Source organism: Rhodococcus jostii RHA1, assembly GCF_000014565.1.
GTDB classification, from domain to species: Bacteria; Actinomycetota; Actinomycetes; order Mycobacteriales; family Mycobacteriaceae; genus Rhodococcus_F; species Rhodococcus_F jostii_A.
Window position 1 is genome coordinate 3,032,301 of record NC_008268.1, and the last position, 13,560, is coordinate 3,045,860.

The 13,560-nt window shown below is 67.4% G+C and carries 11 protein-coding genes; 5 read left to right on the forward strand and 6 right to left on the reverse strand.

What is annotated here, in order from left to right; all coding sequences use genetic code 11:
* The first annotated feature begins 12 nt into the window (after positions 1-12).
* Positions 13-1,224, forward strand: a complete 1,212-nt coding sequence (locus RHA1_RS14005; RefSeq protein WP_011595555.1) for a CoA transferase — start codon at positions 13-15, stop codon at positions 1,222-1,224.
* A gap of 125 nt (positions 1,225-1,349) precedes the next feature.
* Here the strand turns inward: RHA1_RS14005 and RHA1_RS14010 are convergent, their stop codons facing one another.
* Entirely contained in the window at positions 1,350-2,450 is a 1,101-nt protein-coding gene (locus RHA1_RS14010) for a LacI family DNA-binding transcriptional regulator (RefSeq protein WP_011595556.1), read from the reverse strand.
* Positions 2,451-2,624: 174 nt separating this feature from the next.
* Between RHA1_RS14010 and RHA1_RS14015 the strand changes: the two genes are divergently transcribed.
* The 3 genes from RHA1_RS14015 (at position 2,625) to RHA1_RS14025 (ending at position 5,459) form a co-directional block, all read left to right on the forward strand.
* Positions 2,625-3,563: a dihydrodipicolinate synthase family protein gene (locus RHA1_RS14015; protein ID WP_011595557.1), complete on the forward strand. Its 939-nt coding sequence runs from the start codon at positions 2,625-2,627 to the stop codon at positions 3,561-3,563.
* Positions 3,564-3,914: 351 nt separating this feature from the next.
* Complete coding sequence (locus tag RHA1_RS14020) at positions 3,915-5,090, forward strand: Nramp family divalent metal transporter (protein ID WP_009475651.1); 1,176 nt, start codon at positions 3,915-3,917, stop codon at positions 5,088-5,090.
* 90 nt (positions 5,091-5,180) lie between these two features.
* On the forward strand, positions 5,181-5,459 hold the full coding sequence (locus RHA1_RS14025) for a YciI family protein (protein WP_011595559.1): 279 nt from the start codon (positions 5,181-5,183) through the stop codon (positions 5,457-5,459).
* A gap of 85 nt (positions 5,460-5,544) precedes the next feature.
* Here RHA1_RS14025 and RHA1_RS14030 read toward each other — a convergent pair whose 3' ends face one another.
* Positions 5,545-6,402 (reverse strand): alpha/beta fold hydrolase, encoded by an 858-nt coding sequence (locus RHA1_RS14030; RefSeq protein ID WP_011595560.1) that lies wholly within the window; start codon positions 6,400-6,402, stop codon positions 5,545-5,547.
* 69 nt (positions 6,403-6,471) lie between these two features.
* Between RHA1_RS14030 and RHA1_RS14035 the strand changes: the two genes are divergently transcribed.
* Positions 6,472-7,074 (forward strand): CGNR zinc finger domain-containing protein, encoded by a 603-nt coding sequence (locus tag RHA1_RS14035; protein ID WP_011595561.1) that lies wholly within the window; start codon positions 6,472-6,474, stop codon positions 7,072-7,074.
* A gap of 126 nt (positions 7,075-7,200) precedes the next feature.
* On the opposite strand, the gene RHA1_RS14040 is transcribed toward RHA1_RS14035, so the two are convergent.
* The 4 genes from RHA1_RS14040 to yddG all read right to left on the reverse strand — a co-directional run bounded on the left by RHA1_RS14040 (position 7,201) and on the right by yddG (position 12,545).
* Positions 7,201-8,559, reverse strand: coding sequence for a styrene monooxygenase/indole monooxygenase family protein (locus tag RHA1_RS14040; protein ID WP_011595562.1), 1,359 nt, complete (start codon positions 8,557-8,559; stop codon positions 7,201-7,203).
* Between the two features lie 28 nt (positions 8,560-8,587).
* Positions 8,588-10,003, reverse strand: a complete 1,416-nt coding sequence (locus RHA1_RS14045) for an LLM class flavin-dependent oxidoreductase (RefSeq protein ID WP_011595563.1) — start codon at positions 10,001-10,003, stop codon at positions 8,588-8,590.
* A complete protein-coding gene (locus RHA1_RS14050; RefSeq protein ID WP_011595564.1) occupies positions 10,000-11,238 on the reverse strand; it encodes an acyl-CoA dehydrogenase family protein in 1,239 nt (412 codons plus the stop codon). The genes RHA1_RS14045 and RHA1_RS14050 overlap by 4 nt, the downstream gene beginning before the upstream one ends.
* A gap of 215 nt (positions 11,239-11,453) precedes the next feature.
* Complete coding sequence (yddG, locus tag RHA1_RS14055) at positions 11,454-12,545, reverse strand: aromatic amino acid DMT transporter YddG (RefSeq protein ID WP_011595565.1); 1,092 nt, start codon at positions 12,543-12,545, stop codon at positions 11,454-11,456.
* Positions 12,546-13,560: the final 1,015 nt, after the last annotated feature.

The window sequence follows — 13,560 nt, forward strand, 5'->3', positions numbered from 1 at the left end:
GGAGCTTCTCTCGTGACTGCCCACACTCCCCTTGCCGGACTTCGGATCGTCGAGGTCTCCAGCTTCATCGCGTCGCCCCTGTGCGGGCTGACGCTGTCTCAACTGGGGGCCGAGGTGATCCGGGTCGACCCCATCGGCGGCTCCGCCTGCTACAAGCGCTGGCCGGTCACGAGTGACGGTGAGAGCATCTACTGGACCGGTCTCAACCGCGGCAAGCGGTCCGTGGCCGTCGACATGCGCAGCCCCGAGGGGCAGCAGCTCGTCCAGCAACTGGTCGCGGCCCCCGGTGCGGGTGGCGGAATTCTCGTCACCAACTCCGGTGGTCGTGACTGGCTCGCCCACGACGCGCTCAGGGCCCTGCGCTCCGACATCATCACCCTCGAAGTCCTCGGTGGCACCGACGGTTCCCCCGCCGTCGACTACACCGTCAATGCGGGGCTCGGTTTCCCGTCCATCACCGGTCCCACCGATCATGCCGGCGTCGTCAACCACGTCCTGCCCGCGTGGGACGTGGTGTGTGGGCTGTATGCCGCGCTGGCCGTCGCGGCCGCCGTCCGGCACCGCGACGCCACCGGCGAGGGCACCCACATCCGCCTGCCGCTCGAGGACGTCGCGCTCGCCACCGCCGGCACGCTCGGTTACCTCACCGAAGTCCAGATCAACGGCACCGGCAGGCCGGCGACCGGAAACTCCGTCTACGGCACGTACGGAACGGATTTCACCACCAGCGACGGCGAACGGTTCATGATCGTCGCCCTCACCCCCCGCCACTTCCGTGACTTGGTCGCGGTCACCGGAACCACCGCCGCCGTGGAGGCACTCGCAACCGCACTCGACGTCGACTTCGCGCGCGACACCGATCGCTTCACCCACCGCGACGTCCTCACCGCCCTGTTCGCCCGCTGGTTCCGCGAACACACCGCAACCGAAGTGGCCGAGGCACTCTCGAAGACGTCCGTGCTCGCCAAGCGCTATCGCACCTTCGAGGAAGTCGTGAAGTCCGGTGAACTCGAGAAGAACCCGATGTTCGCCCCCCTCGACCAGCCGCGCATCGGCACCTACCTCGCCTCCGGGCACCCCGCGTCGTTCGACGGCCACTACGCCACCGTCGCACCCGCCTCCGCAGTCGGCGACGACACCGGCAGCGTGCTCCGGGACCTCCTCGGGAGCTCCGACTCCGACATCGCCAAACTCCTCGACAGCGGCATCGTCGGGGGGAAGTGACTCAGGGACGTTTGTCGTACCGGACACTCGCAGGCGGTCGCGCGTCCCGCGGTGTCTCGCGTTCGTTCGGATGTACCGGTCGGGGCTTGCCATCGGCCCGCGTCCGTACGGCCTAGCTCCGACCTCTACGAGCGTCCTTCACTTCTCGTGGCACCGGCCGCGGTCGGCGCCGGGCCCGGCGCGGTCGTGGCCCGGTGCGATCCGGACGAGCGCCGCGGGATCAGGGTGGGCATCGCGCGCCGGATCGGATCGTCGACGGGGGTGGTGGCGAGCATCAGATCGAGTGCGGTGGCTGCGATCTGGTCGAACGGGGTGCGCACCGAGGTGAGCGGGACCGGAAGACGTTGCGACAGTGGGATGTCGTTGTAGCCGACCAGGGCGACGTCGTCGCCGACGGTCAACGAGCTTCGGTGCGCGGCGGCCATGACTCCGAGCGCGAGGTTGTCGTTGGCGGCGAAGACGGCGGTCGGACGGGACGCGGAGCGGAAGAGCCGGTTCCCGGCCTCCTCGCCGTCCTCGATGCCGAACGTCGTTTCGACGATCCACTCGGGCACTTCCGCGATTCCCGCTTCCCGCAGCGCCTTTCGTGCCCCGGCCAGACGACCGACGGCGGTGGACGCGAACAACGGGCCCGACAGGACGGCGATGTCGGTGTGCCCGAGGTCGATCAGATGGCGGGTGGCGAGATAGCCGCCCGCCTCGTCGTCGCCGACCGAGGACGGACTGATCCCGTCGGTCCTGAGCACCAGCGCGTGCGGCACGCCGCGCTCCCGGAGCTCGCGCGGCAGGGGGTCGTCGCGCCGGCTCGAGGCGACGATCAGGCCGTCCACGTTCCGGGCGAGCAGCGTCCTCGCCGCGTCGGACTCGTCGGCGGGGTTGTCCCCCGTCGTCGCGACGACCGTGAAGTAGCCGAGGCGGGTCGCGGCCCGGCTGATCGCCTCGTACATCAAGGCCATGACGGTGTCGCTCAACCGTGGGACGAGGACGCCGATCGTCGCGGTCTGCCCGCGGCGCAGGCTCGACGCGAAGGTGTTGCGCCGATAGCCCAGCTGATCGGCCACCGCCCGCACTCGTTCGGCGGTCGCGGAGCGGGACGGCGGCACGCGATCGTCGAGCACTCGGCTGACGGTCGAGGTACTCACACCCGCTGCATCCGCCACTTCACGCAGCGTCACGACGTGCTTACCGTCCCGCGCCCGCTGGGGCGCGCTCCCATTGGCTTCCATGGTCTTCCTCTCTACCGCCTCGGCCCGGCCCTCCGCGCGTGAGGTAAGGCCTGATCACATCCGATTCGGAACGTGACCCTTGACACAGACACGATCGTATCGCACGATGAAATCGTTCACGGGAACGTTCCCGGGAACGTTTGCAAAAGTCTCCTTCGATGGAAAAGAGCGATCATGAGCACACTCGACCTCCGCGGCCTCACCCCGGCGCCGGTGACGCCCTTCACCCGTGACGGCGACGTCGACTACGACGCCATCCAGCGCCTCGGCTCGTGGCTCGGCAGTGTCGACGGCGTCAAGGGCCTCGTCGTTCTCGGCCACGCCGGCGAGGGCACCTTCCTCACCCAGGACGAGCAGGTTCGCGTCATCGCCGCTTTCAAGGACTCCGTCGACGGCCGGCTGCCGATCATCGCCGGCATCACCGGCGAAGGCACCGCCGTCTCCGTGGAGGAGGCCCGCCGCGCGGTCGACGCGGGCGCCTCGGCCGGCCTCGTGTACCCCTCCCACGGATGGCTGCGGTTCGGTTACCAGGACGGCGCCCCGCAGGATCGGTACAAGGCGATTCACGAAGGGTCCGGGCTGCCGCTGATCCTGTTCCAGTACCCCGACGCCACCAAGGCCACGTATAACCTGGACACCCAGCTCGAGATCGCCGCCCAGCCCGGTGTGTTCGCCACCAAGAACGGTGTGCGGAACATGCGCCGCTGGGACCGTGAGATCCCGGTCCTGCGCCGCGAGAACCCCGACCTGCAGATCCTGAGCTGCCACGACGAGTACCTTCTGCACACCATCTTCGACGTCGACGGCCTGCTGGTCGGCTACGGCGGACTCGCGCCCGAGCCGCTGGTCGAACTCATCGCGGCAGGCAAGGCCAAGGACTATCCCGCGGCCCGGGCCATCCACGACCGCCTCCTGCCGGTGACGGCGAACGTCTATCACCGCGGCTCGCACATGGAAGGCACCGTCGCCCTCAAGGAAGGCCTCGTCGCCCGCGGAATCCTCGAACACGCCACCGTGCGCTCACCGTTGTTGCCGCTCGCCGAGGGCGCTGGTGCCGAAATCGCCGCCGCGCTGCAGTCGGCCGAGCTGACCTCGGTCGCCGCCCACGCCTGACCCCGCTCGATATATCACCTCGGATTCACCGAATCCGCCGCACGCGGTGCCACCGCGCCGCGTGCCGGTTCTGCCGCCCGGCCCGGACACCCCGGGCCGGCCGGCACTGCCCGCAGCAGACCCGGCCCACTCCCGGCCGCAGGTTCGTCGCCCCTTCCGAGCCGGCAGCGTCGGATGCCCCATCGTCAGTTGCGCCACACTCCTCGTCTGCGGTTCGAACACCAGAAAGTAGGCTCATCGATGAGTACATCAGCCGATCCCGTCGGAGGCGGTTCAGTGGTCGCAGACACCCCTCCGCCGCCCGGAGGTCGCGTCCGGCCCCAGCGCCGGTACTGGGTTCGGACCCTGGCCATGGCCGGTCCTGCGTTCATCGCCGGAGCGTGGCAGTTCGGGCCCGGCAACCTTGCCAGTGCCGTCCAGGCCGGCAGCGAGTACAGCTACTCGCTGATCTGGGTGATCGCCGTCTCGACCATCTTCATGCTCGTCTACGCCGACATGAGCGTCCGCCTCGGCATCCGCACCCCCGCGTCCATGATCAGCTCGGTCAAGGACATTTTGGGCCGACGCGTGGGCGTCTCCGCCGGCGTCGGAGTCTTCATCATCACCCTGTGCTTCTCCGTGGGCAACGCCGTCGGATCCGGCCTGGGACTGTCGATGGTCTTCGGCGGGTCCCCGATAGTGTGGTCCGCTGTCTGCACAGTCTTCGTCGGACTGATCCTGTTGTTCCGCAACGTCTATCGAACCGTCGAACGCGTCCTGCTGGTGATCGTCGCCCTCCTCGCGGCCACCTTCGTCTTCAGCGCCGTCATCGCCCAGCCCGACTGGTTCCAGGCCGTGCACGGACTCGTCCCGAGCATCCCGCCGGGTGGACAACTGCTCGTCGTCGCCCTCGTAGGCACCAACTTCTCCCTCAACGCCGCTTTCTTCACGTCCTACGGCACCCACGAACGTAAGCGCACCGCAGCCGAATACCGGCAGACCACCATCGCCGACACCATCCCGGGCATCGTCGCACCCGGCATCATGACCTCGCTCGTGATCATCGTCGCCGCCGCCGTCCTCGGCCGCCAGAACACCGAAGCAACCACCCTCGCAGGCCTGGCGAAGATCTTCGAACCCATCGCCGGCCCGATCGGATCGACGATCTTCGCGCTCGGGCTGTCCGGGGCCGCGTTCTCCGCGATGGTCGCCAACGCCACCGCCGGAGGCACCATGCTCTCCGACGCGCTCGGCAAAGGACCGTCCCCCAGCACACCGACAGCCAAACGCACCAGCGCCGTGATCCTCGGCTTCGGACTCCTGATCACGATCCTGTTCACGAAATCCCCTGTCCAGCTGATCATCTTCGCCCAGGCACTGACCGTGCTGATCGCACCGTTCCTCGGACTACTGCTCTTCGTGATGAGCAACAACCGTCAGCTGATGGGCAACCTCCGCAACACCTGGTGGAAGAACATCATCGGCGCCCTCGGATTCCTCTCGATCCTGTCCCTGTCCGGCCTGCTGATCTATGAACTGCTCGGCTGACACCGACACTGGGCGGCACACTGCACACCGCAGTGTGCCGCTCGACTGCTGCATCCACCCCCTGACGCAACCCACGAGGAATCAGAACCCATGCCGCTCTTCGTCGTCGACTACACCTACTCAGCCGAGACCGCCGCAGGCCGTGACTCGCACCGATCCGAACACCGAGCATGGCTCTCCGAACTGGTCGACCGCCAGATCGTCATCGCCTGCGGTCCGTACGCCGATGACGGAGGTGCCTTCATCCTCGTCGAGTCCGATACGACCGACACGGTGGCACTGCTCTTCACGCACGATCCCTTCGTCATCCACGGACTCGTACCAGAACATCGAATTCTCGAATGGACGCCGGTGATGGGTCGCCTCTAAAACGACGATGGAGGAGGGAAGGATTCGGAATCGGGTCGGTCGATCATCCACGGAGAATTACCCCGGTATCCAGTCAGACGAATAGCTAACTCTGCGCGAGGAAGTCAGCGAGAGCCTGCGCCACGAGGGCGGGCTCGTCCTCGGTGAGGAAGTGCCCGGCGCCGGGAACGAGTGTCGCTCGCGCCCCGGGGATGCGGCGCGCGAGATCGTCGGCGAACGACCGGTCCAGCCATTCGTCGTCCGCACCCCACACGATCTGCACCAGCACCTTCACGGTGCCGAGTTTCTCGACGACGTCGGCGGTGTCGCGTTCGTCGAAATATTGGACCTGGTCGAGGTAACGCTGCTGCCCGCTCGCGCCCGCGAAAGGACCGAGGTAGGCCTCCGCGACGGACGCCGGCAGCCGACGACGGGTCGCGGTGTCGAGGTGTGCCTCGGTGATCCGCTGGAAGATGTGCGTCGGCATCGTGCGGTACACGTCGAGGTGGCGTTGCATGTGCTGCGCTACCGGCGTCACCCACGGAGAGAGCACCGCCGCGTCGAGGAGTGCGATGCGCCGGACCGGGACTCCCTCGACGAGGTGTGCGCGGAGCACCGTCGCCGCACCGATGTCGTGGCCGACCAGCACAGGCCGGTCGAGCCCCCAGTGTTCGACCAGCCGGGCCAGCACGCGAGCATGCGTGCGGATCGCCACCGGCTCGCCGGGAACCGATGGGGAGTCACCGTAGCCGGGGAGATCCCAGACGTACACCGTGTTCTGCTCGGCGAGCCGGGGAATCACCGCGCGCCACAGATACGACGACGAGGGCGTGCCGTGCACGAGAACGACGGGTGGTCCGTCGCCGAAGACTCCGGCCGCGATGGTGGCGCCGTCCACCGTCAGGCGGTCGGGCAGGTGCCACCGGTCGGTGTCGGCCGTGCTGGAGATCTGCTGTCGAGTCATGATCATCCTCCCGAGACGTAACGGTTAAACTGACTTGGTAACCATTACGCTAGGCGGAGGCTGTAAGTGATGCAACTGACTTTCACCGATTACACCTTCGGGGCATCGGTAGCGACGGCGCTCGTCCTCACTGCCCCGGAGGTGCTCGTCGCGACCGGTGACGCCCTCACCGACGGCGAGTCGCTGCACGCTTTCCTCACCGAGCACGGCATCGCCCGCGGAGACCGGCCCGCAACCGGCACCGATCTGGACGAGGTCCGTGCGCTGCGGACACGGGTGCGCGACGTCGTGGCCGCGCCGAACGAGGAGGCGATCGTCGACGGGGCCAACCAACTCCTACGCGTCGCCCACACCGTCCCCTTCCTCGGGCGCCACGACGGCACATGGATGTGGCACCTCGAGACCGCACCCGAGTCGACGCTCGCCGACGACCTGGCCGTCGTCATCGGAACGGGCCTGCTCGCAACAGTGGCTTCGCTGGGACCGAACCGGTTCCGGTCGTGCGAATCCCCCTCGTGCAACGGCATTTTCGTCGACACCAGCCGGGCTGGGCGGCGCCGGTTCTGCATGCCCCAGGTGTGCGGAAACCGTGTCAACGTGGCGAACTTTCGCGCCCGACGCCGTCGCGAACAGCAGGATCGCCCCGGTTCGGGCCCCACAGACGCCGGGTGAGGAGTCGATGACGATCCGGCGAAGGGTCCATTGGCTGACCTGGTCGTTCGGCCGACCGGTGGTGGCGGTCAGCAGCTGACTGCCACCACCGGCGCCCGATCATCGTGCGGGACAGCGAGGAGTTGCCTAGGCTCGGGCCGTCGCCGGTGACGCGGTGAATCCGGCGCTCGGCGCGAACCGTGCCAGCACGTCCTCGGCCGGTTCCCCGGCCGCGGCGGCGATGAACGCGAGAACGTCCTCCCGGGTGTCGAGACCGATCAACGTGTCGGGTTCGGAGAGGAACCCGAACAGGGCCGCGGCAACGGGTTCGCTCACGGTCGCCGCCGGGAACAGCAATTCGGCGTGGACCGCGTACTTCGGATCGCCGAGGAACAACCGGGTGACCTCGGCAGCAGCGTGACCCCTTGTGTGCCAGTGCTTCTCGAACTGCTCGGACAACCAGTCGGCGGTGAACTCGCCGTCGTGCGCACGTGCCGCGTCGACGAGCGCGGCCACCTGCACGGCGGTGTTCTGGGCCCCCTGTCCGGCGAGGGGATCGAACGCGATCGCGGTGTCACCGATCGCCGCGACCACGTGGCCGTTACTGGTCGTCCCGACCGCGCGGCGCACCGTCGGGGTGACCGCCCCTTTCAGCCACGAGTGCGGGTCGGACTCGATCACCTGCAACCGCTCGATCTCGGGGGCGTCGTGCGGGAAGTAGTCGCGGTAGAAGTCGACGACGGTCTGCCGCGCGGAGTGCACGTCGGTGACCGCTTCGAACCGGTCCTCCCAGGGGCTGCCCGGCTTCGCGAAGCCGAGGAAACTCCACGTCGCGCCGGCGTCCTTGTGCAGGTACGGGCCGAGCCAGGCCTCACCGAAGTCGGTGTGCAGGTTGAAGAGATTGTGCGCGCCGCCCGCCGCGGACCGGTAGCCGAAGGTGTCGGCGCCGTGTCCGAGGCCCTGCAACGTCACCAGCAGCAGTCGGCGCTGCGGTTCGCTGTACACGGTCCGTTCGGTGTCCACCGGGAACAGCGTGGACAGCCCGCCCTTTCCGGTCGCCACGAGCGTCAGGTCGTGGTCGGCGGCGATCGCGTCGAGGTCGTCGGGATTCACCGCCCGGACCTCGAAGCGGCCGCCGCGGTCCAGGAACCGGCCGAGCCGGTCGTCGGCCCGCAACCGCACGTCGACGCCCTGCGCGACGTACCGGAAGTCGGGGTCGAACTCGAGGACGTCGGCCCGGGTGTCGCCCTCCCCCGTGTGCAGGCGGGTACTCATCCCGGTCGAGTGCGGACCGTCGGCGTAGAGGTCCTCGATGATGCGGGCGTCGGCCTCACGGGACTTACCGAAGTAGACGGCGGTGCCGGTGGCCGGGACGTCGTTGCGCAAGGCGTCGCGGTCGCGGTCACTGTAGAGGGTGACGGTGAAACCGGCGTCGACGAGACCGAGCGCGGCGGTGGTGCCGGCCAGTCCGGCTCCGACGACGGCGGCGGTGCGGGGTGTACTCATGGGTCCTCCCGGTGGTTGTGGTGGTCGTTCAGTTGTTCGTGTACGCGCGGTAGCGGTCGGTCCGCGTCGAGAGGTCGCCGCCGAGGCGGTACCGCGCGCCCCGGTGGTCGGCGGGAAGCCGGTCGCCCTTGTCGAACAGCTTGTGGCGCAGGGTCCCGTCGGTGTAGCCCGTCGGGTAGGCACCCCGGGCCTGCAGCGCCGGCACGACGTGGGTGACGACGTCCTCGAACGAACCCGGCGTGATCGCGTACGCCAGGTTGAACCCGTCGACGTCGGTGTCGGCCACCCACTCCTGCAGCTGCGTCGCGACGGTCTCGCCGGAACCGACGAACCGCGGCCCGAGACCGCCGATGCTCGCCCACTCCGCGATATCGCGCACCGTCCACTCGCGACCGTCGTCGGAAGCCTCCTGGAATGCGGCGACGGCCGACTGGATCGCGTTGCTCTCGACGTTCCCGATCGGGTCGTCGAGGTCGTACCGCGACAGGTCGATCCCCATCCAGCCGGACGTGAAGACCAGTGCGCCCTCGAGGTCCGCGTATCGCCGGTACTCCTCCTGCTTCGCGGCCGCGGCCTCGTCGGTGCTGCCCGTGATGACGGTGGACAGCGCGTAGATCCGCGCCGAATAGGGGTCGCGGCCGGCGTCGACGAGGGCCTGGCGGATCCGTGCGACGGTGTCCTTCAGCACCCGCTTCGACGGCGGCCCCACGAAGATCGCCTCGGCGTTCTCGGCGGCGAACCGGACACCGCGCGGCGACGCCCCCGCCTGGTAGATCACCGGCGACCGCTGCGGCGACGGTTCCGACAGGTGGATGCCCGGGACCGTGAAATGCGTTCCGCGGTGGCCGATGTGGTGCACCTTCTCCGGATCGACGTATACGCCGCGCTCGGTGTCGCGCACGACGGCGTCGTCCTCCCACGAGCCTTCCCACAGCTTGTAGAGCACCTCGAGGTACTCGTCGGCGTGGTCGTACCGGGTGTCGTGGTCGAGTTGATCGGCGTCACCGAAGTTCCGGGCCGCGGACGGCAGGTAACCCGTCACGACGTTCCACCCGATCCGACCCCCGGTGAGATGGTCGAGGGTGGAGAGTCGGCGCGCGAACGGATACGGGTGCTCGAATCCCGTCCCCGTGGTGATGCCGAAACCGAGGTGTTCGGTGACCGCTGCCATGGCCGAGACGAGCAGCAACGGGTCCGCGACCGGGATCTGGGCGCCCTGCCGCAGCGCGGCCTCGTCCGTTCCGCCGTAGACGTCGTAGGTGCCGAGCACATCGGCGATGAACAGGCCGTCGAACAGCCCGCGTTCGAGGAGCCGGGCGAGGTCGGTCCAGTAGCCGAGGTCGGTGTAGCGGTGCGACTGGTCGTCCGGGTGCCGCCACAGCCCCGGCGACTGGTGGGCGACGCAGTTCATGTCGAAGGCGTTGAAACGGATCTGCCGGGTCATGCCGACGCGTCCGCATCGCGCACGCTCTGCCGCTGCCCGGCGCTCCAGGCGTACGGCAGCGGGTCACCGTTCAGGACGTACGCCCCCACCGACTGCTGCTTGTAGATCAGGGGGTTGTGGGCCGAAATGGTGCGTGCGTTTCGCCAGTGCCGGTCGAGCCCGAGTTCCGAGGAGGTGATCGACGCGCCACCCACCTCGAACAACTGCGCGGTCGCGTCGAGGACGAGGCCGATCACCACGGATTGCGCGCGGGCTGCGGCGGCCTCGGCGCCGTCCAGGAGTTCAGGGTCCTCACCACCGGCGTCGAGCAGGCGGTCGAGTTCGTCGGCGACGGCGAGCACGGTCGCGCGGGCGCCGTACGCGGCGGCGGACAGCTTGCCGATCACCTGCTGCACGAGCGGGTCGTGCCGGGGCAGGTCGGCGGCGGCGTGGGTGAACGTGCGGGTACGGGCACGAACCCATTCCGCCGTGTCCGTCTCCGCGCGGCGGGCGATCCCGGCAAGGACGGCCAATTGCACGAGTTGCAGGTAGGACGTCGCGTAGGTGCGGCCGGGCGCGCCGTATCCGGGCCCGAGGATTCGCTCCTCGGGCACGACGACACCCGAGAACGTGGTCGTGCCGCTTGTGGTGAGCCGCTGTCCGAAACCGTCCCAGTCGTCGGTCTGGGTCACGCCCGGAGCGTCGGCGTCCACCAGCACCGACACCCGCTCGCCGTCGCGGTCGGCCGCGACGAGGATGTGATCGGCGTAGAGACTGCCCGTGCTGTAGTACTTCACGCCGTCCAGAACCCAGGTGCCGTCGTCGCCGCGGCGCAGCGTCGTCTGGTACCGGTCTGCGGCTCCCACCCCGGGTTCGGTGATGGCGTTGCCGACCAGTGTTCCCTCCGCCGCCGCGCGCAGCCACTGCTCACGGTTGTCGGTGGGCGCGGCGAGGCGCTGGTCCTCGACGAAGCTCCAGTGCACCCGAAGCGCCTGGGGCAGATTGGATTCCGCGGCGGCCAGGTCGATCAGCAGACCGAACAGTTGCCGGACCGACGCACCGAACCCGCCGAACTCGACGGGGACGCGCAGGGCACCGAACCGCGCGTCGCGAAGCAGACCCACCTCGTCGAACGGCAACCGGCGATCCCGTTCCCGGCCCAGCGCCCCCTCGGCGATCCGGTCGAAGATCGGATGGAACCGGTCTTCGAGTTCGCTGTCGGTTACTGCCTCGGCCTCGATCGTTGAACTGCTCACGTGCGTGCTCCTCGGTGCGTCGACTATGTCGACACCACGATGGGCGAACGGGCCGCGTGGGGGCACTACTTACGATCGCGCAGAGTCGAACGCTCGCTCGCGAGTCTGAGGTGCCGCTCTGCCCGCACCGTGTACGTCGAGCCGACCGATCATCGACGGAGGAACCGACAGTCCCGGTGAAATCGGTTGGAACAGTATCAATATCCGCAGCATCGCTAGCTTCCCGGCCCGACGTCGATCGGCACACGAGGCGCCGAACGGTGATCACTGGCGATGGTTACCACGCATTCCACTCGCGTACCGAGAAGTGAACGAACGACGGTGGGCTCTTCGATGCTCTGCTCGTCGAGCGACTGCTCCTCGATGCTCTGCTCGTCGAGCGACCCGACCTCTTCGGAAACTTCGACGGGTGCCTTCGGTCCGCGCGTCGCCAACCAGCACAGGATTGCCCCGAGGCACACCACGGCAGTTCCCACCCAGAACGTGAGGCCGAGTGCCGTGGCCAACATCAACGACGAGAATGCGGCGGACAGTACGGGCGTGAAGTACGAGGCAGCGGCGAGCAAGGTCATGTTTCCGCGCAGGATTCCGACATTCCACAAGGCGTAGCCGAAGCCGATCGCGCAGGCCGCCACCACCGTCGCCGCGACCGCGGTGAAGCTCAGGTGCATCGGCTCGCGACCGGACAACAGGTACATGCACCAGAACGAGACGGCCGTCAGCACGAAGAACGGGGTGATGCCGTTGTTCCCGTTTGCGAACATCTTGGTGACGGTGCAGTAGCCCGACCAGATCATTGCGCCGGCGAACGCGAGCCCATAGCTCAGAGGATTCGAGCGCACGTTGTCGACAGTGCCTGCGACGTCCAGTCCGGCGTCACCGCCGAGAACGACGGCAATGCCGACTACCGACAGCACGATGCCGGGCAGTATCAGGCGCGAAGCCTTCTGTCCGGCGAACACGATCGCGAACACCACCGTCAGGCTCGGCCACAGATAATTCACGATTCCGACTTCGATTGCCTGCCTCGGAGTGTCCGCCAGTCCGATTGCGAGGGCAAAGCACACCTCGTACGCGGCAAACATCACGGCACCGGTGACGAGATACGTCCGACTGAAGTCTCTGAGCTTGGGCCATCCGACAGTCACCGACAACAGAATCGCGCAGCACGAGTAGATCATCGCGGCGCCGCCGATCGCCCCCAGGCTATCGGTGACCAGACGGATCATTCCGACCATCGAACTCCACAACACAATCGCCAACAGCCCCGCCGCGGTGGCACTTCCGCTCGACTTGGTCGCTCTCACAACAACACTCCTCCTTTACCGTGCTCGTGAACTCTCGGTGACACCGTCGCTCGTACCGATTCGACCGGAATGCAACGAGTTTCGTGCCCTGTCGCGCAGGGAGATGACTACCACTGCAGCCGAGGGTCTCGGCTGCAGACCGACAGTCGATGACACCGCCGCTTACATTGCGGTAATACGAATGTAATCTGTGATCACATATGCGACAAGTCGGTTGATGCGTGAGACACACCACTGTCGGGGCACGGGACGTTCAGACCGATTGAACTCGCACAGATTTCGGCGCTCGAGCGCCGGGTGAACACTGAATCCGGGCAGGACAGAGTGCTGAATGTTGTTGGCACGTCCGCGTAGCCGGCGGTAGGCGTCATCTGACAGGACACGCGTGTAGCCGGCGCGAACGGCCGGATCGGCGTCGCACGTCGACACTCACGAACAGTCGCGCCCCGACCATCGGCCGCAAGTGCTCGCGGTTGGACACGGTGACAAAGTCGTCCCCGAGGATGCGCGCGTCCCACCGAAAAATGAGGTCGTGAACTTGTCCGCGACCTTCCCGAAAATCGTCTACCGCACGGGGAGATCGCTGCCGTCGGGAGAGAACGAGCCGACGGCATGCACGATGCCCGAACGCTCCGGACAACTGCGCGTGAGCGTGCAGGTCTGGCGCATTTCATCTCCTCAGAGTGTTGATATATCAGTACAACACTACATGGCTATCAGCATCATGCAAGGTAGTGGGGTTGGGGAGGCGATACCGGGGCCGTCGTATCGACCCGCGTCCCGGGCACGAGAAATCACATTCAGGGTTGTGTGATCTGTGATCTCATCCTATTCTGTGTGACGAGACGCACATCACATCGACGTGAAGGTTCGAACCACGATCGCCGGCTCGGACGGTGATCGATCTTCATCGCGTCTCACGGTGCAGATACCGCTGCCCTTCAGTGCATCGGGATTCACCAGAGCGCCAGTGCAGGACCGTCGCGCTCGAGGCTCGACTCATCTCTTTTCACAC

What these genes read in the sequence shown, in the direction of transcription:
- RHA1_RS14010 (WP_011595556.1), bottom strand. Translation starts at nt 2,450, where the DNA reads ATGGAAGCCAATGGGAGCGCGCCCCAGCGGGCGCGGGACGGTAAGCAC.
- RHA1_RS14015 (WP_011595557.1), top strand. Translation starts at nt 2,625, where the DNA reads ATGAGCACACTCGACCTCCGCGGCCTCACCCCGGCGCCGGTGACGCCC.
- RHA1_RS14020 (WP_009475651.1), top strand. Translation starts at nt 3,915, where the DNA reads ATGGCCGGTCCTGCGTTCATCGCCGGAGCGTGGCAGTTCGGGCCCGGC.
- RHA1_RS14025 (WP_011595559.1), top strand. Translation starts at nt 5,181, where the DNA reads ATGCCGCTCTTCGTCGTCGACTACACCTACTCAGCCGAGACCGCCGCA.
- RHA1_RS14030 (WP_011595560.1), bottom strand. Translation starts at nt 6,402, where the DNA reads ATGACTCGACAGCAGATCTCCAGCACGGCCGACACCGACCGGTGGCAC.
- RHA1_RS14035 (WP_011595561.1), top strand. Translation starts at nt 6,472, where the DNA reads ATGCAACTGACTTTCACCGATTACACCTTCGGGGCATCGGTAGCGACG.
- RHA1_RS14040 (WP_011595562.1), bottom strand. Translation starts at nt 8,559, where the DNA reads ATGAGTACACCCCGCACCGCCGCCGTCGTCGGAGCCGGACTGGCCGGC.
- RHA1_RS14045 (WP_011595563.1), bottom strand. Translation starts at nt 10,003, where the DNA reads ATGACCCGGCAGATCCGTTTCAACGCCTTCGACATGAACTGCGTCGCC.